We start from the raw sequence: 21,000 nt of genomic DNA, 5'->3' as shown, positions 1-21,000 counted from the left end.
GCAGGAGGCGAGGAAGATGGACGGGGTTTGGCAATCGGTGCTGTCTGCGCTGCAGCAGGAGTTCTCCGATGTGCCCGACGTGGAGCAGGCCACCCGCATCGTGGTGCGGCTGGTCATCGCCGCGCTGCTGGGCGGCATGCTGGGCTGGGAACGCGAGCGCACCGGCAAGGCCGCCGGCGTGCGCACCCACATGCTGGTGGCGCTGGGCGCCGCGCTGTTCGTGCTGATACCGCAGCAGGCGGGCGTGTCGGACACCGACATGAGCCGCGTGATCCAGGGCGTGGTGGCCGGCATCGGCTTCCTGTGCGCCGGCACCATCATCAAGGGCCGCGACGAGGAGAACGTGCAGGGCCTGACCACCGCCGCCGGCATCTGGCTCACCGCGGCCATCGGCGTGGGCGTCGGCCTGGGGCGGGAGGCCTCGGCCATGCTCAGCACCCTGCTGGCGCTGGCCATCCTGCACTGGCTGCCGCGGCTGATCAATCGCGTGAGCCCCAACCGCTGAGCGCGGGGGCGCCGCCTACTCGGCGGTCACCTTGGCGTCGCGGATCACCTTGCCCCACTTGGCGGTCTCGGTGTCGATGAAGGACTGGAATTCCTCCGGCGTGCCGCCCACCGGGATGGTGCCCATCTGCTCCAGCCGGCTCTTCACGTCGTCCAGGCGCACGATGCGCGCCACCTCGTCGGACACCCGCTTGACGATGTCCTTCGGCGTGCCGGCCGGCGCCAGCAGCCCGGCCCAGGTGCTGCCGGTGAAGCCGGCCACGCCCTGCTCGATGAAGGTGGGCACCTCGGGCAATGCGGGCAGGCGCTTGTCGCTGGCCACGCCGATCAGCCGCACCTTGCCGGCCTTGCCCGGCGCGATCAGGCCGGAGGCTGCGTCGAGGAACAGCTGGATCTGCCCACCCATCAGGTCGGTCAGCGCCGCCGCCGCGCCGCGGTAGGGGATGTGCACCATGTACGAGCCGGTCAGTGCCTTCAGGTACTCGGTGGTGAGGTGCGCCGCCGAGCCGCTGCCGCTGGAGCCGAAACTCACCTTGCCTGGATGGCGCTTGGCATAGGCCACCAGCTCGGCCGCGGTCTTGAACGGTGCCTCGTTGTTGACGGCGGCCACCAGCGGCGACAGGCCGATCAGCGACACCGCGGCGATGTCCTTGCGCGGGTCGTAGGGCAGCTTGGGATACAGCGTGGTGTTGGCCGCATAGGCCGCGATCACCACGCCCATGGTGTAGCCGTCGGGCGCGGCCTTGGCCACCGCATCGGTGCCGATGATGCCGTTGGCGCCGGCCTTGTTGTCGACCAGCACCGTCTGGCCCAGGCGCTCCTGCAGCTTCTGCGCGACCAGGCGGGCAGTGACGTCGGTGAAGCCGCCCGGCGGATAGGGCACGACGATGCGGATCGGCTTGGACGGCCAGGCGGCGCCCTGCGCCCACACGGCGGGCGTGGCCACCAGGGCGCTGGCGCCCAGCAGCTGTCGGTGGAACTGGCGGCGGGAGGGATTGCGCATGCGGATCAACTTCCAGAAGGCTTCGGTCGAGCCCATCTTCCTCGCCGCGCGAAGCGGCCGCCAGATGAAGAACCCGCCCAGCTTGTCGCGCAGGTGACGCAGCTGGCACGGGAAGCCGGCATCAGTTCACGAATCAGGGAGAGACGCTCATCACTTATCACCAAGCCTGTCACAGTTCGCCGCCACCTGTAACAGCGGCAGGGTCCGCGCAGGCTTCGACAACAAGAGGAGTGATCTGATGAAAGCAACCACCGCCGAATTCCTCGGCACTTTGTGGCTGGTGCTGGGCGGCTGCGGCAGCGCCGTACTGGCCGCAGCGTTCCCTGAAGTGGGCATCGGCCTGCACGGCGTCTCGCTGGCCTTCGGCCTCACGGTGCTGACCATGGCCTATGCCATCGGCCACATCTCGGGCTGCCACCTGAACCCGGCCGTGTCCGTGGGCTTGTGGGCCGGCGGCCGCTTCGACGGCGGCAAGCTGGTGCCCTACATCCTGGCCCAGGTGGCCGGGGCGGTGGCCGCAGGCGCCGTGCTGTACCTCATCGCCAGCGGCAAGCCCGGCTTCGCGGCTGGCGGCTTCGCATCCAACGGCTTCGGCGAGCATTCGCCCGGCCAGTACGGCATGGCCGCCGCGCTGGTGTGCGAGGTGGTGCTCACGGCCTTCTTCCTGTTCGTGATCCTGGGCGCCACCGACGGCCGTGCGCCGGCGGGCTTCGCGCCCATCGCCATCGGCCTGTGCCTGACGCTGATCCACCTGGTCAGCATCCCGGTGACCAACACCTCGGTCAACCCGGCCCGCTCCACCGGCGTGGCGCTGTTCGCCGATGCCTGGGCGCTGCAGCAGCTGTGGCTGTTCTGGCTGGCGCCGATCGCCGGCGGCGTGATCGGCGCGCTGGCCTACCGCGTGGTGGGCGGCGGCAGGGACTGAGCGGGCAAGGACTGCGGCGGCCAGAACAGCCGCTCCGCGATCAGCACCGCGAAGAAGCCCACGGACGCGATGAGCGTCCATTTCATGATGAGCCAGCCACGCCGGCGCCAGCGGGCGTCGCGCGTGGCGGCGTACATCACGAAGCACACCACGCTGGCCAGCGCCAGCAGTCCGATCAGCACCCGGAAGAAAACCATCGGCCGTCAGCCCCCGCTCACCAGGCGGGGGCCAGCTCGGCGAAGCCGGCCGGCGCGTCGCGTTCGTCGTCGAAGCTGACGATCTCCCAGGCGCTGCGGTCGGCCATCAGCTTGCGCAGCAGCCTGTTGTTGAGCGCATGGCCGCCCTTGAACGAGGTGTAGCTGGCCAGCATGGGTTTGCCGGCCATGTAGAGGTCGCCGATGGCATCCAGGATCTTGTGCTTGGCGATCTCGTCGTCGTAGCGCAGGCCATCGGCATTGAGCAGCTCGCGGTCGCCGAAGACAATGGCGTTGTCCATGTTGCCGCCCAGCGTGAGGCCGCGGGCGCGCATCACGTCCACGTCCTTGGCGAAGCCGATGGTGCGGGCGCGCGCGATCTCGCGCTTGTACTGGCCGCTGCCCATCTCGAACACCACGCGCTGGCCGGTGGCATCCACCGCCGGATGGTTGAACTCGATCTCGAAGGTGAGGCGGTAGCCATGGTGCGGCTCCAGCCGCGCCCACTTGAGCGCAGCGCCCTCGCCTTCGCGCAGCTCCACCGGCTTGAGCACGCGGATGAAGCGCTTGGGCGCGTCCTGCAACACGATGCCGGCGCTCTGCAGCAGGAACACGAAGCTGGCGGCCGAGCCGTCGAGGATGGGCACCTCGTCGGCGGTGATGTCGATCTGCAGGTTGTCCAGGCCCAGGCCGCAGCAGGCCGACATCAGGTGCTCCACCGTCTGCACCTTGGGTGCGCCAGGGTCGCCGCCGGCGGAGATGGTCGAGGCCATGCGGGTGTCGCTCACCGCCTCGGCCGAGACCGGGATGTCCACCGGCTGCGGCAGGTCGATGCGACGGAACACGATGCCGTGGTCCGGCGGCGCCGGCCGCAGCGTCAGCTCGACCTTGCGGCCGCTGTGCACGCCCACGCCCACGGCGCGGGTGAGGGACTGGAGGGTTCGTTGGCGCAGCATGGCCGCATTGTCGGCCATGCCCCCCGGCCGCGCACCGCGGCGGGGCTTGCGCGCCCGCGGCTTCAGCCGGCCAGGGCCTGCTCGAAGTCGGCGATCAGGTCGCGCTCGTCCTCCAGGCCCACCGACAGCCGGATCATGCCGTCGGCGATGCCCATGTCGGCGCGCACCTCGGCGCCCGCTTCCCAGAAGATGGTGGGCGCCACCGGGATGATGAGCGTGCGGGTGTCGGCCAGGCCGGTGGCGCTGACCGGCAGGCGCAGCCGGTCGATCACCGGCACGAGCCGGGCCGGGTCGGCCAGTTCGAAGCTCAGCAGCCAGGAGCCGGACTTGAAGTGCTTCTTCGCCGCCGCATGCTGCGGATGGTTCTCCAGCATCGGGTAGTGCACGCGGGCGACGGCGGGATGGGCCTGCAGCCACTTCGCCAGCGCGAAGGCCGTGGCGCTGGTGCGGTCGCAGCGCAGCTCCAGCGTCTCCGCGCCCACCATGATGCGGTGCGCATGGTCCGACGACAGCGCCCCGCCCATGTCACGCAGGCCCTTCTTGCGGATCTGGGTCAGGCCCCACTGCTTCGCATCGCCGCTGCGGTAGTTGGCGAAGATGTTGGGATAGCCCTGCCAGTCGAACAGGCCGGTGTCGGTCACCGTGCCGCCCAGTGCATCGCCATGGCCGGCGATCGACTTGGTCAGCGCATTGATCACCAGGCTGGCGCCCACGCTGCGCGGCTGGAACAGGTAGGGCGAGGTGACGGTGTTGTCCACCACGTACAGCAGCCCGCGCTCGCGGCACAGCCGGCCGATGGCTTCCAGGTCGGGGATGCGGGTGCCGGGGTTGGAGATGGTCTCGACGAACACCAGCCGCGTGCTGGGGCGCAAGGCCGCTTCCACGTTGGCGACGTCGCCGGTGTCCACCCGGGTGGTGGCGATGCCCAGGTCGGCCAGCGTGCCGTACAGGCTGTTGGTGTTGCCGAAGACGAACTTGCTGGACACCACATGGTCGCCCGCACGCAGCAGCGTGAGGAAGGTGGCCGTGATGGCCGCCATGCCGGTGGCGAAGCTGATGCTGCCCAGGCCGCCTTCCATGCGGGTGACCAGCGCTTCCAATGCGGCGGTGGTGGGCGTGCCCTGGCGGGCGTAGTTGAAGCCGCCCTTGATGCGGCCCTGGAACACGCCGATCAGGTCCTCCACCTTCTGGAAGCCGTACTGCACCGAGGTGTGGATCGGCATGTGCACCGCCCCATGCTCGGCGCCAGCGTCCTGGGCCGCGTGCACGGTGCGGGTGGTGAATCCGTAGTCGCTCATGTCATGTTCTCGCGGGCGCCGACGCGGCGCCCTCGATCACATTTTCACAGACGACAAGGCCCCCCGCGGCCGCCGCCCGGCCGCCCGAAGGCGGCCGCGCAACCCGCTTGGCGGGTGGCGTCATGTACTCATGACGCCGGGTGCCCCATTCAATCGGCCTGCTTGCGGAGAAAGGCGGGAATCTCGATCTCGTCCATGCCGTTGCTGGCCAGCGCGTCCACCTTGGCAGCCGCCTGCGTGCGGCCGTTGCGCCAGACGCTGGGGGTGCTGAGCTGGCTGTAGTCGTGCTGCATCGGCGCGCCGCCCAGGCCGTTCACGTTCATCGGCTGCGCCACCTGGTTCAGGATGGGCAGGTTGTCCGTGCCGGTGCGCAGCATCGGGGCGCTGTGCACCACGCTGATGGGGGCCTGCGCGCGGCGGGCCGGCGACAGGCCGGTGGCGATCACCGTTACACGCAGTTGGTCGCCCAGGCTGTCGTCGTAGGCCGTGCCGTAAATCACGTGCGCATCGTCCGCGGCATAGCGGCGGATGGTGTTCATCGCATTGCGGCTCTCGGCCAGCTTGAAGGTGTTCTTGCTCGCCGCGATCAGCACCAGCACGCCCTTGGCGCCCGACAGGTCGATGCCTTCCAGCAGCGGGCAGGCCACGGCCTGTTCCGCGGCCTTGGTGGCGCGGTCCGGGCCGCCGGCCTGCGCCGTGCCCATCATCGCCTTGCCCGGCTCGCTCATCACGGTCTTCACGTCCTCGAAGTCGACGTTGACCAGACCCGGCACGTGGATGATGTCGCTGATGCCGCCGACCGCATTGCGCAGCACGTCGTTGGCATGGGCGAAGGCTTCTTCCTGGGTGATGTCGTCGCCCAGCACTTCCAGCAGCTTTTCGTTGAGCACCACGATCAGCGAGTCGACGTTGGCCTCCAGCTCGGCGATGCCTTCGTCGGCGGCCTTCAGGCGGCGGTTGCCTTCGAACTCGAAGGGCTTGGTCACCACGCCCACGGTCAGGATGCCCATCTCCTTGGCCACGCGCGCGATCACCGGCGCGGCGCCGGTGCCGGTGCCGCCGCCCATGCCGGCGGTGATGAACAGCATGTGGGCGCCGTCGATCGACGCCTTGATGCGGTCCACCGCCTCCTCGGCCGCGGCGCGGCCGGCAGCCGGCTTGGCACCGGCGCCGAGGCCGGTGGTGCCCAGCTGGATGACGCTGTTCGCGCTGCTGCGGCTGAGCGCCTGCGCGTCCGTGTTGGCGCAGACGAAGTCCACGCCCTGAACGCCCTTGGCGATCATGTGATCGACAGCGTTGCCGCCGCCACCACCGACGCCGATCACGCGGATCTGAGTGCCTTGGTCGAATTCCTCGATCATTTCGATGGCCATTGTTGACTCCTTGCCTAGCAGTTGCCGTTGATTCATATCGACGCTCATTGCGTCCCGCCTGTACGAAGCCTCATGACGGGCTTCTTCTACTAAAACACCCCAAAAAACCAATCCTTGACGCGGCCGAACAGCGTCTCCACCGAGCCCGCCTGCGCGGCGGCCTTGTGGCCCCGCGCCCGCCCCAGCCGCGCCTCCTCCAGCAAACCCATCACCGTGGCCGAGCGCGGATTGGCCACCATGTCGTGCAGCGCACCGCTGTACGTCGGCAGGCCCTTGCGCACCGGCTTGAGGAAGATGTCCTCGCCCAGTTCCACCATGCCCGGCATCACCGCCGAGCCGCCCGTGATCACGATGCCGCTGGACAGCAGCTCCTCGTAGCCGCTGTCGCGGATGACCTGGTGCACCAGCGAGAAGATCTCCTCCACCCGCGGCTCGATCACGCCCGACAAAGCCTGTCTGGACAACATGCGCGGCGCGCGGTCGCCCAGGCCGGGTACTTCCAGGTTCTCGCTCGGGTCGGCCAGCAGCTGCTTGGCCACGCCGTACTCCACCTTGATCTCTTCCGCGTCCTTGGTGGGCGTGCGCAGCGCCATCGCGATGTCGCTGGTGATCAGGTCGCCGGCAATCGGGATCACGGCCGTGTGGCGGATCGCGCCGTCGGTGAAGATGGCCACGTCGGTGGTGCCGGCGCCGATGTCCACCAGCGCCACGCCCAGGTCCTTCTCGTCCTCGGTCAGCACCGCATGGCTGGAGGCGCTGGGATTGAGCACCAGCAGGTTCACTTCCAGCCCGCAGCGGCGCACGCACTTGATGATGTTCTCGGCCGCGCTCTGCGCGCCGGTGGCGATGTGCACCTTGACCTCGAGCCGGCCGCCGCTCATGCCGATCGGCTCCTTCACCTCGTGGCCGTCGATGACGAATTCCTGCGGCTCCACCAGCAGCAGACGCTGGTCGTTGGGGATGTTGATGGCCTTGGCCGTCTCCACCACGCGGGTGACGTCCACCGGCGTCACCTCCTTGTCGCGCACGATGACCATGCCGGTGGAGTTCTGGCCGCGGATGTGGCTGCCGGTGATGCCGGTGTAGACGCTGGTGATCTTGCAGTCGGCCATCATCTCGGCCTCCTTCAAGGCCTGCTGGATGCTCTGCACCGTGGCGTCGATGTTGACCACCACGCCGCGCTTGAGGCCATGCGACGAGGCCACCCCCAGGCCCGCCACCCGCAGCTCCCCGCTGGGCAGCACTTCAGCCACCACGGCCATCACCTTGGCGGTGCCGATGTCGAGCCCGACGACGAGATCCTTGTATTCCTTGGCCATCTGTGTGTCCTGATGTCTTTAGCGTTGCCGTGCCGCGGGGCGCGGCGCGGGCTTGGGTCGCACCGGCGGGGGCGGCGCGACCAGCGTGCTCACGCCCTCGATGCGCAGCGCATAGGCATCGTTGTGCCGGAGATCGGCGTACTGCAGCGCACGGCCGGGGTACTGCGCCAGTACCTGCGGCAGCGTGCGCACGAAACGTTCGGTGCGCTCGGCCAGGGCGTCCTCGGTGCCGCGGCCGATCTCGAGGGTGGCGCCGCCCTCCAGCTCGGCGCGGATGGAGCCGCGACGCGACTGGCGCAGCGCCGTCACATCGGCCTGCAGCGGTGCCAGCAGCGGCTGCAGCCGGCGGTACAGCGAGAGCATCTGGGCGGCGCTGCCGTCCGGGCCGGACAGGCGCGGCAGGCCCTCGTCCTCCACGTCGCCCAGGTTGGCCTCGAACACGTCGCCCTGCACGTTCACCAGGCGCTCGTCGCCTTCCTCGTTCTCCCAGAACGCGGCGGCCTCGTGCTCGGTGAGGGTGACCGCCAGCCGGTTGGGCCACACCCGGCGCACGATGGCCTGGCGCACCCAGGGCACCGTCTCGAAGGCCGCGCGGGCGGCCGCCAGGTTGATGGTGAAGAAGTTGCCCTGCAGCTGCGGCGCGGCATTGGCGCGGATGGTGGCCACGCTGCTGCGCGACAACTCGCCATCCACCACGATGCCGCGCAGCGCGAACATCGGCAGCCGGGCCACCCAGGCCACCAGCGCCGCGGCCAGCACCAGACCGGCGAGCACGAACACGGTGTTGGCCACCGCGTTGGTCAGGCGCACGTCGTTGGGCAGGGCCATGTTCATGCGTTCACGCATCCTGGTTCGGGCGGGCGCTGTCCAACCGGGCGTCCGCCAGCAGGTTCAGGCACAGCTGCTCGTAGCTGATGCCGGCGGCGCGGGCCGACATCGGCACCAGCGAGTGGCCGGTCATGCCCGGCGAGGTGTTCATCTCCAGCAGGAAGGGCTTGCGGTCGCTGGCGCGCACCATCAGGTCGGCCCGGCCCCAGCCGCGGCAGCCCAGCGTGCGATAGGCCTGCAGCACGATGCGCTGGATCTCGCGCTCCTCGGCCTCGGGCAGGCCGCTGGGCACCAGGTAGTGCACGTCGTCGGTGAAGTACTTGTTCTGGTAGTCGTAGGCCCCTTCGGGCGCCACGATGCGGATCACCGGCAGCGCATGCGCATCGGCACCTTCGCCCAGCACCGGGCAGGTCACTTCCTCGCCGTCGATGAATTCCTCGCACAGCACCTCGGGGTCGTAGCCCGCGGCCAGCTGCACGGCTTCCTGCATCTGCGAGTAGCCCGCCACCTTGGTCACGCCGATGGACGAGCCCTCGTGCGGCGGCTTGACGATCAACGGCAGGCCGAGGTCGTCGGGCACGGTGCGGATGCGCTCGTGCGTCTGTTCGGCGGGCGTGAGGCAGGCATAACGCGGCGTGGGCAGGCCCTCGGCCAGCCAGATGCGCTTGGTCATCACCTTGTCCATCGCCACCGCCGAGGCCATCACGCCCGAGCCGGTGTACGGGATGCCCAGCAGCTCCAGCGCGCCTTGGACCGTGCCGTCCTCGCCATGGCGGCCGTGCAGCGCGATGAACACGCGCTGGAAGCCTTCGTGCTTCAGCGCCGACAGCTCGCGCTGCGCGGGGTCGAAGGCATAGGCGTCCACGCCCATGGCCTTGAGCGCATTCAGCACGCCGGTGCCCGACATCAGCGACACCTCGCGCTCGGCCGAGCTGCCGCCCATCAGCACGGCGGTCTTGCCCAGGGCCTTCGGATCGATCGTCGGCGCACTGCTCATGCCGCCACTCCCAGCAGATCCACCACCTTGGCCGGCACCGCACCGATGCTGCCAGCCCCCATCGAGATCACCACGTCGCCCGCACGCGCCTGCTTGGCGATGGTGGCGGGCAGTTCGTTGATGTCGTCAACGAACACCGGGTCCACCTGGCCGGCCACGCGCAGCGCGCGGGCCAGCGCCCGGCCGTCGGCGGCCACGATGGGCTGCTCGCCGGCGGCATACACCTCGGTCAGCAGCACCGCGTCGGCGGTGCCCAGCACCTTCACGAAGTCCTCGAAGCAGTCGCGCGTGCGGGTGAAGCGGTGCGGCTGGAAGGCCAGCACCAGCCGGCGGCCCGGGAAGGCGCCGCGTGCGGCTGCCACCACCGCGGCCATCTCCACCGGGTGGTGGCCGTAGTCGTCGATCAGCGTGAACTCGCCACCTTCGGACGCCGGCAGCTCGCCGTAGCGCTGGAAGCGCCGGCCCACGCCGCCGAAGGCCGCCAGGGCGCTGACGATGGGCGCATCGGGCAGCTCCAACTCGGTGGCCACGGCCACCGCGGCCAGCGCGTTGCGCACGTTGTGCTCGCCGGGCAGGTTCAGCGTGATGTCCAGGTCGGGCATGCGCACGCCGTTGCGGCGCTGCGCAGTGAAGCGCATCTGGCCGCCGGGCAGCGCCTGCACGTTGACGGCGCGGATCTGCACGTCCTCGTTGAAGCCGTAGGTCACCACCGGGCGCGACACCATCGGGATCACCGAGCGCACGCCGGGATCGTCCGCACACACGATGGCCGCGCCGTAGAACGGCATGCGGTGCAGGAAGTCCACGAAGGCCGCCTTCAGCCTGGCGAAGTCGTGGCCGTAGGTGTCCATGTGGTCGGCATCGATGTTGGTGATGACCGACAGGATGGGCGACAGGTTGAGGAAGGAGGCGTCCGACTCGTCGGCCTCCACCACGATGTACTCGCCCGAGCCCAGCCGCGAGTTGGCGCCGGCGCTGTTGAGGCGGCCGCCGATCACGAAGGTGGGGTCGATGCCGGCCTCGGCCAGCACGCTGGTGACCAGCGAGGTGGTGGTCGTCTTGCCGTGGGTGCCGGCGATGGCGATGCCCTTGCGCAGGCGCATCAGCTCGGCCAGCATCACCGCGCGCGGCACCACCGGCACGCGGCGGCTGCGCGCGGCGATCACCTCGGGGTTGTCGCCATGCACCGCGGTGCTGATGACCACGGCCTCGGCACCGGCGATGTTGGCCGCGTCATGCCCCACCGCCACGCGGATGCCCAGCCCGGCCAGGCGGCGCACCACGACGCTGTCGCTCTGGTCGGAGCCCGAGATGACGTAGCCCAGGTTGTGCAGCACCTCGGCGATGCCGCTCATGCCGGAGCCGCCGATCCCTACGAAGTGAATATGTTTAACGGCGTGCTTCATGTCCGCCCCTCGTCAGCCGAGTACGTCTGCCGATCCCCCGCGGGGATGCGGGCCGGCTTGGGAGCGGCCCGGCGCTCGTCCCGCTGTTGTTCTTGCCTGCGGCTCATTTCGCCACCAGCCTTTCAATCTCATCCGCCACACGGGCCGCGGCGCGGGGGCGGGCCAGGGTGGGCTTTCTCGGCCATGGCCAGCAGGGCCGCGCGGTCGGTGGCCTGGAACAGCTCGGCCAGTTTCTGCGGGCTCAGCTCGGCCTGCGGCAGGTGCACCGCGGCGCCGTGCTGGGCCATGAACAGCGCGTTGTCGCGCTGGTGGGAGGTGGTGCTGACGATCAGCGGCACCAGCACGCTGGGCACGCCGGCGGCGCACAGCTCGCTCACCGTCACCGCGCCGGCGCGGCACACCACCAGGTCGCATTCGGCCAGGCGGCGCGACATGTCCTCGATGAAGGGCAGCACCTCGGCCTGCACCCGCACCTCGGCATAGGCCGCGCGCACCGACTCCACATGCGCCGCGCCGGTCTGGTGGATGACGATGGGCCGCTGGTCGGCCTCGATCAGCGCCAGCGCGGCGGGCAGCGCCTGGTTGAGCACCCGTGCGCCCAGGCTGCCGCCCAGCACCAGCACCCGCAGCGGGCCGCTGCGGCCGGCAAAGCGCTGGGCCGGCACCGGCAGCGCCTCGATCTCGGCGCGCACCGGGTTGCCGGTGACCACCGAGTGGCGCGTGCGCGCCGCATCGGCGCCGTCGAAGCCGAAGGCCACGCGGTCGGCGAAAGGCAGCAAGCCCTTGTTGGACAGCAGCAGCGCCGCATCGGCATTGACCAGCACCAGCGGCTTGCGCATCAGGCCGGCCATCAGCCCGCCCGGGAAGCACACGTAGCCGCCCATGCCCAGCACCGCGTCGGCACTGCGGCGGCGCAGGATGTTCAGGCTTTCGGCGAAGGAGCCGACGAGCTTGAACGCTCCCTTGACCGCATGCAGCAGCCCCTTGCCGCGCAAGCCGGCGAAGCCCAGGCGGTCGATGGGAATGCCCGCCGCGGGCACCAGCGTGTTCTCCATGCCGGCGGGCGTGCCCATCCAGCTCACGGTCCAGCCGCGGGCCTGCATCTCGCGGGCCACCGCGATGCCGGGAATGATGTGGCCGCCGGTGCCCGCCGCCATGATGATCAGATGGCTCATGCTCTGCCGCCCCGCATCAGCGCGCGGTTTTCCATGTCGGTGCGCAGCACGATGGCCAGGGCCACCAGGTTCATCACGATGGCGCTGCCGCCGTAGCTCATCAGCGGCAGCGTGAGGCCCTTGGTGGGCAGCACGCCCAGGTTCACGCCCATGTTGATGAAGGACTGGCCGCCCATCCAGATGCCGATGCCCTGCACCATCAGGCCGGCGAACACGCGGTCCAGCGCGATGGCCTGGCGGCCGATGTGGAAGATGCGGCGGGTGAGCCAGAAGAAGGCGGCCACCACCGCCAGCACGCCGATCAGGCCCAGCTCCTCGCCCACCACGGCAAGCAGGAAGTCGGTGTGCGCCTCGGGCAGGTAGTGCAGCTTCTCCAGGCTGCCGCCCAGGCCCTGGCCGAAGATCTCGCCGCGGCCGAAGGCGATCAGCGAATGGGTGAGCTGGTAGGCCTTGCCCTGCGCATAGTCGGGATTCCAGGGGTCCAGGTACGCGAAGATGCGCTGGCGGCGGAACTCGCTGAACACGATCATCAGCACGAAGGCGCCCACCAGCACCGCCACGCTCAGGAAGAACATGCGGCCGTTGACGCCACCCAGGAACAGGATGCCCAGCGCCATCGCGGCGATGACCATGAAGGCGCCCATGTCCGGCTCGGCCAGCAGCAGGATGCCGATGACGCCCAGCGCCACCGCCATCGGCGTGACGGCGCGGAAGAAGTTTTCCCGCGCATCCATCTTGCGCACCATGTAGCTGGCCGCGTACATCGCGATGCCCAGCTTGGCCAGCTCGCTGGGCTGGAAGTTCATGATGCCCAGCGGAATCCAGCGCCGCGCGCCGTTCACGCCCTTGCCCACGCCGGGGATGAGCACCGCCACCAGCAGCACCAGCGCGATGACGAAGATCCAAGGCGCCCACTTCTCCCATTCGCTCATCGGGATCTGCAGCACCAGCACCACCACCACGCAGGCCAGGAAGATGGACAGCATGTGCCGGGTGAGGAAGTGCGTGGAGGCGTAGCGCGCGAACTTCGGGTTGTCGGGCAGGGCCACCGAGGCCGAATACACCATCACCAGGCCCAGGGCCAGCAAGGCCACCACCACCCAGATGAACGTGCGGTCGATGCCCTGCACCGCCGTGGGCCGGGACGAGCTGGGCACCCAGTCGCGCACCGGCACGCGGTGGCTGCCGTCGTCGTCGGGCTTGCGCGCGAAGGGCGCGCGCAGGTTGCCCAGCCGCTCGCGCAGGCCGGCCAGCATCGAAGGCATCTGCAGGCTGCGGGCCATCAGACGTGCTCCCCGTGTTCGGCCGCATGGGCCTGCACCGCCTGCACGAACACCTCGGCGCGGTGGGCGTAGTTGCGGAACATGTCGAGGCTGGCGCAGGCGGGGCTGAGCAGCACTGCATCACCCGGCTGCGCCTGCTCGAAGCACCAGGCCACGGCCTGCGGCAGCGCCTCGTGGCGGCGCAGCGCGATGTGCTGCAAGGCCAGGCCGCTGCGCTCGGCCTCGGCGGCCAGTGCATCGGCAATGGCGTCGGCATCGCGGCCGATCAGGGCCACGGCCCGTGCATGGCGGGCCAGCGGCACAGCCAGCGGCGCGAAGTCCTGGCCCTTGCCGTCGCCGCCCAGGATGGCCACCAGCTTGCCCGGGGCCTTGTCGGCGCCCAGGCCCAGCAGCGCGGCCACGGTGGCGCCCACGTTGGTGCCCTTGCTGTCGTCGAAGGCTTCCACGCCTTCCACGCTGGCGACGAACTCCACCCGGTGCGGCTCGCCGCGGTATTCGCGCAGGCCGTGCAGCATCGGCGCCAGCGGGCATCCGATGGCACTGGCCAGCGCCAGCGCGGCCAGTGCATTGGCGGCGTTGTGGCGGCCGCGGATGCGCAGCGCATCGGCGGGCATCAGCCGCTGCAGGTGGATCTCGGGTTCGTCGCCCGCGCGGCGCTTCTCGGTGGGGTCGGCTTCCAGCGCCCGCACCAGCCAGGCGATGCCGTTCTCGGTCACCAGGCCGAAGTCGCCGGGCGCGCGCGGCGCGTCCAGCCCGAAGCGCAGCGCGCGGCGGGCCACGGTGCGCGGCAGCTTGCCCTTGGCGGGCTTGAAGGGTTTGCCGGTGGTGGTGTTGATCACCGGCAGCGGGGCCGGCACCAGGCCTTCCACGGCGGGATCGTCGCGGTTGACCACCAGCACCGCCTGCTCGCCCCAGATGCGGGCCTTGGCCTCGCCATAGGCGCGCATGTCGCCGTGCCAGTCCAGGTGGTCCTGGCTGAGGTTGAGGATGGTGGCCGCGCTGGGCTCGAAGCCGCGCACGCCGTGCAGCTGGAAGCTGGACAGCTCCAGCACCCAGACCTCGGGCAGCGCCTGGAACAGCGGCGCGGCCGGGGGCGGGGGCGCCAGCACCAGCGGTGCGTCGTCGGGGAGCGATGCGGCTTCGTTGGCGGCGGCCTCGGGCTCGTCGCCGTCGATGCCCGCCTCGGCCTCGGGGTCAAGGGCGTCGGTGCCTTCGGACTCGGGCGCCGTTTGGGCGGCCGCGGGCACGGCTGCCGGCTCCGCCACGGGGGCGGCAGGCTCGGCCTCCGGCTCCTGCGCCAGCAGCGCGGCCAGGGTGTCCAGCATCGTCGGGCCGATGTTGCCGGCCACGGCCACGCGCTTGTCGCAGCGCTCCACCAGCAGCGCGGTCAGCGCGGTGGTGGTGGTCTTGCCATTGGTGCCGGTGATGGCCAGCACCTGCGGCGCATAACCCCGCGTGGCCTTCAGCTCGGCCAATGCGCGGGCAAATAGGTCCAGCTCGCCCTGCACCGGGATGCCGGCGGCAGCGGCTTCCTCCAGCAGCGGGCGGATGCGCTCGTCCAGCGGCGACAGGCCCGGGCTCTTCAGCACCAGCTCCACGCCCTGCAGCGCCTCGGCCGGCTGCAGCGGGCCGCTGGACAACTGCACCTGCGGCAGCTCGGCGCGCAACGTGGCAGCCTGCGGCGGCTGCTCGCGCGAATCCCATACGCGCACGGTGGCGCCGCCGGCCACGCACCAGCGCACCATCGCTAGCCCGGAATCGCCCAGGCCCAGCACCAGCAGGTGGCGGTCAGTCAGGTGGTCCATGGTCGTCATCAGCGCAGCTTGAGGCTGGCCAGGCCGATGAGGCACAGCAGCATGGTGATGATCCAGAAGCGCACGACGACCTGCGTCTCGCGCCATCCGCTCTTCTCGAAGTGGTGGTGCAGCGGCGCCATCTTCAGGATGCGCCGGCCCTCGCCGTACTTCTTCTTGGTGTACTTGAACCAGGTGACCTGGGCCATGACCGACAGCGCCTCGGCCACGAACACGCCGCCCATGATGGCCAGCACGATCTCCTGGCGGGTGATGACGGCGATGGTGCCCAGTGCGCCGCCCAGCGCCAGCGCGCCCACGTCGCCCATGAACACCTGCGCCGGATGGGTGTTGAACCACAGGAAGGCCAGGCCGGCGCCGGCCAGCGCCGAGCAGAAGATCAGCAGCTCGCCCGAGCCGGGGATGTACGGGAACAGCAGGTAGCGCGAGTACACCGAGCTGCCCACCACGTACGAGAACACGCCCAGCGCCGAGCCCACCAGCACCACCGGCATGATGGCCAGGCCGTCCAGGCCGTCGGTGAGGTTGACCGCATTGCTGCTGCCCACGATCACCAGGTAGGTGAGGATGATGAAGCCCCACACGCCCAGCGGATAGCTCACCGTCTTGAAGAACGGCACCATCAGGTCGGCGCTGGGCGGCAGCTCGTTGCTGAAGCCGCTCTGCACCCACTGCACGAACAGCTCCAGCACCCGCAGGTTGGAGGTCTCGGACACGCTGAAGGCCAGGTACAGCGCGGCCACCAGGCCGATCAGCGACTGCCAGAAGTACTTCTCGCGCGAGGGCATGCCCTCGGGGTTCTTCTGCACCACCTTGCGCCAGTCGTCGGCCCAGCCGATGGCGCCGAAGCCGAAGGTGACCAGCATCACGATCCAGACGAAGCGGTTGCTCCAGTCGAACCACAGCAGCGTGGACACGCCGATGCCGATGAGGATGAGCACGCCGCCCATGGTGGGCGTGCCGCTCTTGGCCAGGTGCGTCTGCATGCCGTAGCCGCGGATCGGCTGGCCGATCTTCAGCGCCGTCAGCCGGCGGATCACCCAGGGCCCGAAGGCCAGGCCGATCAGCAGCGAGGTCATCGCGGCCAGCACCGCCCGGAAGGTGAGGTACTGGAACACCCGCAGGAAGCCCAGCTCCTCCGGATACAGCGTCTGCAGCCACTGCGCCAGGCTAAGCAGCATCGGTGCCTCCGGCGTTCTGCAGGGCGGCAACCACACGCTCCATGCGCATGAAGCGCGATCCCTTGACCACCACCGAGCCGCCGGCCGGCAGCTCGGGCAGCGCGGCGATCAGTGCTTCCACCGTGGCGAAATGGCGGCCGGCCGCATGCGCGGCCGCGGCCTCGGCGCTGGCGGCACCGGCGGCCCACAGCAGCTCGATGCCGCAGGCCTGCGCATGCGCGCCGACCTCGGCATGGAACTCGGGGCCACGGTCGCCCACCTCGCCCATGTCGCCCATCAGCAGCGCGCGCGGCGCCGGCAGCGTGGCCAGCACGTCGATGGCGGCGCGCATGGAATCGGGGTTGGCGTTGTAGCTGTCGTCGATGAGCACCAGCGGCTGGCCGCGGTGGCTCAGGGTCTGCAGCTGCGAGCGGCCCTTGACCGGGGCGAAGCCCTGCAGCCCCTGCACGATGGCCGACAGCGGCGCACCGGCAGCCAGCGCGCAGGCGGCGGCGGCCAGCGCATTGCGCAGGTTGTGCTCGCCGGCCACCGCCAGCGTCAGGCTGGCCGGGCCGGCCGGCGTGTGCAGCGTGATGGCCCAGTGGGCGCCCATCCACATCGCCTCGCAGGTGAGGTCGGCCTCGCCCTGGCGGGCGAAGGTCAGGTGCGGGCGGCTGCCGGCCAGCTGCAGCCACAGCGGCGCATAGGTGTCGTCGGCCGGGAACACGGCCACGCCGGTGGGGCCCAGGGCCTCGATCACGCTGCCGTTCTCGCGGGCCACGGCTTCCACCGTGGCCATGAATTCCTGGTGCTCGCGCTGGGCGTTGTTCACCAGCGCCACCGTGGGCGCGGCGATGCGCGCCAGCAGCGCGATCTCGCCCGGGTGGTTCATGCCCAGCTCGACCACCGCGGCACGGTGCCAGCGCTGCGCATCCTGCCGCAGGCGCAGCAGCGTCAGCGGCACGCCGATGTGGTTGTTGTAGTTGCCTTCGGTGGCCAGCGCGCCGTCGGCCAGCCAGGCGCGCAGGATGGCCGCGGTCATCTGCGTGACGGTGGTCTTGCCGTTGCTGCCGGTGACGGCGATCAGCGGCAGCTCATGCTTGCGGCGCCAGGCTGCGGCCAGGAATTCCAGCGCGCGCTGCACGTCGGGCACCTGCAGGCCGGGCAGGCCGGCGGCTTGCAGGCCATGTTCGGCCAGCGCGGCCACGGCGCCGGCCTCGCGGGCCTGGGGCAGGAAGTCGTGGGCATCGAAGCGCTCGCCGCGCAGCGCGACGAACAGGTCGCCGGGCTGCAGCGTGCGGGTGTCGCTGTGCACGCGGTGCACCGGCGTGGCGGCGTCGCCCACCAGCACGGTGTCGGGCAGCAGCGTGGCCAGCTCGCCCAGCGTCGTCATCGGCAGCACGGTGCTCATTGCGCCTGCCCTCCACCCGCAGCGATCTGCTGTGCCTGGCGCGCGGCCAGCGCGGCCAGGGCCTCGGCGGCGTCGGAGAACGGGTGCTTCACGCCCTGGATCTCCTGGTAGTCCTCATGGCCCTTGCCGGCCAGCAGGATGACGTCGTTCGGGCCAGCACTGTTCACCGCCTCGGCGATGGCGGCGCGGCGGTCGGCGATGACGGTGGCATCCACATGGCCGCGCTCGATGCCGGCCGCGATCTGCGCCAGGATGGCCTCGGGGTCCTCGCCGCGCGGGTTGTCGCTGGTCAGCAGCACGCGCTGCGCCAGCCGCGCCGCGATCGCGCCCATCTGCGGCCGCTTGGTGGCGTCGCGGTTGCCGCCGCAGCCGAACACGCAGATCAGCCGACCGCCGCGTGCCTGCGCGAACGGGCGCAGCGCCAGCAGCGCCTTTTCCAGCGCGTCGGGCGTGTGGGCATAGTCGACCACCAGCTCGGGCAGCGGCGCTTGCGAGTTGAGCTGCACACGCTGCATGCGGCCGGGCACCGGGGTGAAGAAGGGCACCACGCTGGCGGCGTCGTGCAGCGAGACGCCCAGCGCCCGCAGCCCGCCGATCACCACCAGCAGGTTGTGCACGTTGAAGTCGCCGATCAGCGTGCTGCGCACCAGCGCGCCGCGGTCGCCTTCGATCACCTCGAAGGCCAGGCCGCCGTCGGCATAGCCGATGTTCTGCGCGCGCAGCCGGGCGGTCTGCTGGGCCGAGACGGTCCAGCGCTCGGCCGCGAAGGGCTCGCGCGCCAGCGCCTCGCCCTGCGGATCGTCGATGTTGATGACCGCGGACTTCAGGCCCGGCCAGTCGAACAGCGCCCGCTTGGCGGCCCAGTAGGCCTCCATCGAGCCGTGGTAGTCCAGGTGGTCCTGCGTGAAGTTGGTGAACAGCGCCACCCGCACGCGCAGCCCGTCCAGCCGGTGCTCGGCGATGCCGATGGACGAGGCCTCGATGGCGCAGGCATGGATGCCGCCATCGTGGAAGGTGCGCAGCGCGCGGTGCAGCGTCACCGGGTCCGGCGTGGTCAGGCCGGTGAAGGTGATGCTGCCCGGCTGGGCATCGCTGGGCTGGCCGTCCGTGGTGGATGCAGCGGTCGCGGGGATGGCCAGCGGCGGCTCGCCGATGCCCAGCGTGCCGATGACGCCGCAGCGCCGGCCCAGCATGGCCAGGGCCTGCGCCGTCCACCAGGCGGTGGAGGTCTTGCCGTTGGTGCCGGTGGTGGCCACCACGTCCATCTGGGCGCTGGGGTGGCCGAAGAAGGCATCGGCGATGGGGCCGGTGGCCGCCTTCAGCTGGGGCAGCGAGGCGATGCGGGCATTGTCGAAGGCGAAGCTCTCCACGCCCTCGTGCTCCACCAGGCAGGTGGCGGCACCGGCCACCAGGGCCGAGCGCGCGAACTGGCGTCCATCGGTGGCGTAGCCGGGCCAGGCGATGAAGGCATCACCCGGCTGCACCTGGCGGCTGTCGGCGCGCAAGGTGCCGGTGACCCACTCGCGCAGCCAGCGGGCTGCGGCGTCGGGGGATTTGAGGCGGGTCAGGGACACTTAGAAACTTTCCTGCGCGGCCGGGATGTCACGGGTGACGATCTGCGGCTGCACCTCGATGTCGGGCGGCACGCCCAGCATGCGCAGCGTGTTCTGCACCACCTGGCTGAACACGGGCGCGGCCACGGTGCCGCCGAAATATTGGCCATTGGTCGGTTCGTCGACCATCACGGCGACGACGATGCGCGGGTCGCTGATCGGCGCGATGCCGACGAACCATGCGCGGTACTTGTTGCCGGCGTACGAACGGCCTTCCTGCTTGTGGGCGGTACCCGTCTTGCCGCCCACCGAATAACCCACCGCCTGCGACTGCGGCGCCGTGCCGCCCTTCTGCGAAACGCTGTGCAGCATCTCGCGCATGGCCTTAGCCACCTCGGGGCGGAACACCTGCACGCCCTGCACCGGCTGGTTCTGCTTGAGCATGGTCACGGGGATGACCTCGCCGTCGCGCGCGAACACGGTGTAGGCCCGCGCCAGCTGGAACAGCGAGGCCGACAGGCCGTAGCCGTAGCTCATGGTGGCCTGCTCGATGGGCCGCCAGGTCTTCCACGGGCGCAGCCGGCCGGTGACGGCGCCGGGAAAGCGCAGCTGCGGCTTCTGCCCCAGGCCCACCGCGGCGAACACGTCGTACATCTCCTTGCGGTCCATCTGCATCGCCATCTTCACGGTGCCGACGTTGCTGGACTTCTGGATCACCTCGCTGACCGACAGCACGCCATAGGCATGCGAGTCGCTGATGGTGCTGCCGGTGATGGTGATGCGGCCCGGCGCCACGTTGATGGGCGTGCTGGGCGTGACGCGGCGGGTTTCCAGCGCCCACGACACGATCAGCGGCTTCATCGTGGAGCCGGGCTCGAAGGTGTCGGTCAGCGCGCGGTTGCGCAGCTGCGCACCGGTGAGGCGGCGGCGGTTGCCGGGGTCGAAGCTCGGGTAGTTCGCCAGCGCCAGCACCTCGCCGGTCTTGGCATCCAGCACCACCACGCTGCCGGCCTTGGCCTTGTGCTCGGCCACCGCGTCGCGGATGCGCTGGTAGGCGAAGAACTGCACCTTGGAATCCACCGACAGCTGGATGTCCTGGCCATTGGCCGCGTCCACCTGCGGGCCCATGTCCTCCACCACGCGGCCCAGGCGGTCCTTGACCACCTCGCGCGAGCCGTTGCGCCCGCGCAGTTCCTGCTCGAAGGCCAGCTCGATGCCTTCCTGGCCCACGTCTTCCAGGTTGGTGAAGCCCACCAGGTGCGCCGCCGCCTCGCCCTCGGGGTACTTGCGGCGGTACTCGTTGACCTCGTACACGCCTTCGATCTTCAGCGCGCGGATCTTCTTCCACAGCTCGTCGTCCACCTGGCGCTTGAGCCAGGCGAAGCGGCTGCCGTTGTCCAGCGTCTTGTCGAGCTCGGGAAGCGGCATCTCCAGCAGGCGGGCCAGCTCGCGGCGCTGCTCGGGCGTGGCCTTGACGTCGCGCGGGATCGCCCAGATGGACGGCACCGACACGCTGGTGGCCAGCAGCAGGCCGTTGCGGTCGAGGATGCGGCCGCGGCTGGCGCGCAGCTCCAGCGTGTGCGCATAGCGCTTCTCGCCTTCGCTCAGGTAGAACTCGGTGCCGATGGCCTGGATGTAGACCGCGCGGCCCACCAGCAGGCAAAAGCCGAGGCCCACCAGGCCGACGATGAACTTGCTGCGGCCCGGCGGCGTCTTGGCGGCCAGCAGCGGGCTCTGCGCATACGACAGGCTGCGCACGCTGGCGGCCATGCGGCGGCGGCCGTCGTTGTCCTTCGGCGGG

Annotated in this window: 18 protein-coding genes; 2 read left to right on the top strand and 16 right to left on the bottom strand. The window is 70.3% G+C overall.

Going from position 1 to position 21,000, the window contains the following annotated elements; translation table 11 throughout:
* Positions 1 to 16 precede the first annotated feature (16 nt).
* Positions 17 to 505, top strand: coding sequence for an MgtC/SapB family protein (locus tag LRS14_RS16225; protein ID WP_046111047.1), 489 nt, complete (start codon positions 17 to 19; stop codon positions 503 to 505).
* Positions 506 to 520: 15 nt separating this feature from the next.
* Here LRS14_RS16225 and LRS14_RS16220 read toward each other — a convergent pair whose 3' ends face one another.
* Positions 521 to 1,507, bottom strand: a complete 987-nt coding sequence (locus LRS14_RS16220) for a tripartite tricarboxylate transporter substrate binding protein (RefSeq protein ID WP_257800167.1) — start codon at positions 1,505 to 1,507, stop codon at positions 521 to 523.
* Positions 1,508 to 1,745: 238 nt separating this feature from the next.
* Here LRS14_RS16220 and aqpZ point away from each other — a divergent pair, with 238 nt between their 5' ends.
* Positions 1,746 to 2,432 carry an aquaporin Z gene (gene aqpZ, locus LRS14_RS16215; RefSeq protein WP_257800166.1) on the top strand — a complete coding sequence of 229 codons (687 nt, stop codon included), beginning with the start codon at positions 1,746 to 1,748 and terminating at the stop codon, positions 2,430 to 2,432.
* On the opposite strand, the gene LRS14_RS16210 is transcribed toward aqpZ, so the two are convergent.
* The 15 genes from LRS14_RS16210 to LRS14_RS16140 form a co-directional block, all read right to left on the bottom strand.
* Positions 2,402 to 2,629, bottom strand: coding sequence for a hypothetical protein (locus LRS14_RS16210; protein ID WP_046111044.1), 228 nt, complete (start codon positions 2,627 to 2,629; stop codon positions 2,402 to 2,404). The genes aqpZ and LRS14_RS16210 overlap by 31 nt on opposite strands.
* A gap of 17 nt (positions 2,630 to 2,646) precedes the next feature.
* On the bottom strand, positions 2,647 to 3,582 hold the full coding sequence (gene lpxC / locus LRS14_RS16205; RefSeq protein WP_257800165.1) for a UDP-3-O-acyl-N-acetylglucosamine deacetylase: 936 nt from the start codon (positions 3,580 to 3,582) through the stop codon (positions 2,647 to 2,649).
* Between the two features lie 62 nt (positions 3,583 to 3,644).
* Positions 3,645 to 4,880, bottom strand: a complete 1,236-nt coding sequence (locus LRS14_RS16200; protein ID WP_257800164.1) for a cystathionine gamma-synthase family protein — start codon at positions 4,878 to 4,880, stop codon at positions 3,645 to 3,647.
* A 149-nt stretch (positions 4,881 to 5,029) separates the two neighbouring features.
* Positions 5,030 to 6,253, bottom strand: coding sequence for a cell division protein FtsZ (gene ftsZ, locus LRS14_RS16195; protein WP_046111042.1), 1,224 nt, complete (start codon positions 6,251 to 6,253; stop codon positions 5,030 to 5,032).
* A gap of 89 nt (positions 6,254 to 6,342) precedes the next feature.
* Entirely contained in the window at positions 6,343 to 7,572 is a 1,230-nt protein-coding gene (gene ftsA / locus LRS14_RS16190) for a cell division protein FtsA (RefSeq protein WP_046111041.1), read from the bottom strand.
* An 18-nt stretch (positions 7,573 to 7,590) separates the two neighbouring features.
* Positions 7,591 to 8,406: a cell division protein FtsQ/DivIB gene (locus LRS14_RS16185; RefSeq protein WP_046111040.1), complete on the bottom strand. Its 816-nt coding sequence runs from the start codon at positions 8,404 to 8,406 to the stop codon at positions 7,591 to 7,593.
* 4 nt (positions 8,407 to 8,410) lie between these two features.
* Positions 8,411 to 9,397 (bottom strand): D-alanine--D-alanine ligase, encoded by a 987-nt coding sequence (locus LRS14_RS16180; protein ID WP_257800163.1) that lies wholly within the window; start codon positions 9,395 to 9,397, stop codon positions 8,411 to 8,413.
* Positions 9,394 to 10,803, bottom strand: a complete 1,410-nt coding sequence (gene murC, locus LRS14_RS16175; protein WP_046111038.1) for a UDP-N-acetylmuramate--L-alanine ligase — start codon at positions 10,801 to 10,803, stop codon at positions 9,394 to 9,396. The genes LRS14_RS16180 and murC overlap by 4 nt, the downstream gene beginning before the upstream one ends.
* Positions 10,804 to 10,931: 128 nt before the next feature.
* Complete coding sequence (gene murG / locus LRS14_RS16170; RefSeq protein WP_404977560.1) at positions 10,932 to 11,978, bottom strand: undecaprenyldiphospho-muramoylpentapeptide beta-N-acetylglucosaminyltransferase; 1,047 nt, start codon at positions 11,976 to 11,978, stop codon at positions 10,932 to 10,934.
* Complete coding sequence (gene ftsW / locus LRS14_RS16165; protein WP_257800162.1) at positions 11,975 to 13,261, bottom strand: putative lipid II flippase FtsW; 1,287 nt, start codon at positions 13,259 to 13,261, stop codon at positions 11,975 to 11,977. Before ftsW ends, murG begins: the two co-directional genes overlap by 4 nt.
* A complete protein-coding gene (gene murD / locus LRS14_RS16160; protein WP_257800161.1) occupies positions 13,261 to 15,066 on the bottom strand; it encodes a UDP-N-acetylmuramoyl-L-alanine--D-glutamate ligase in 1,806 nt (601 codons plus the stop codon). Before murD ends, ftsW begins: the two co-directional genes overlap by 1 nt.
* A gap of 8 nt (positions 15,067 to 15,074) precedes the next feature.
* The gene (gene mraY, locus LRS14_RS16155) at positions 15,075 to 16,256 is read right to left on the bottom strand and encodes a phospho-N-acetylmuramoyl-pentapeptide-transferase (RefSeq protein WP_046111036.1); all 1,182 of its coding nucleotides are present in this window, start codon (positions 16,254 to 16,256) and stop codon (positions 15,075 to 15,077) included.
* A complete protein-coding gene (gene murF / locus LRS14_RS16150; protein ID WP_404977559.1) occupies positions 16,246 to 17,646 on the bottom strand; it encodes a UDP-N-acetylmuramoyl-tripeptide--D-alanyl-D-alanine ligase in 1,401 nt (466 codons plus the stop codon). Before murF ends, mraY begins: the two co-directional genes overlap by 11 nt.
* Positions 17,643 to 19,220 (bottom strand): UDP-N-acetylmuramoyl-L-alanyl-D-glutamate--2,6-diaminopimelate ligase, encoded by a 1,578-nt coding sequence (locus LRS14_RS16145; RefSeq protein WP_257800160.1) that lies wholly within the window; start codon positions 19,218 to 19,220, stop codon positions 17,643 to 17,645. The genes murF and LRS14_RS16145 overlap by 4 nt, the downstream gene beginning before the upstream one ends.
* Positions 19,221 to 20,969 carry a penicillin-binding protein 2 gene (locus LRS14_RS16140; protein ID WP_257800497.1) on the bottom strand — a complete coding sequence of 583 codons (1,749 nt, stop codon included), beginning with the start codon at positions 20,967 to 20,969 and terminating at the stop codon, positions 19,221 to 19,223.
* Positions 20,970 to 21,000: the final 31 nt, after the last annotated feature.

The organism is Aquincola sp. J276, assembly GCF_024700035.1.
GTDB classification, from domain to species: domain Bacteria; phylum Pseudomonadota; class Gammaproteobacteria; order Burkholderiales; family Burkholderiaceae_C; genus Aquincola; species Aquincola tertiaricarbonis.
The sequence above is the reverse complement of the archived record's forward strand: the minus strand, read 5'-3'. Positions and strand labels throughout refer to the sequence as shown.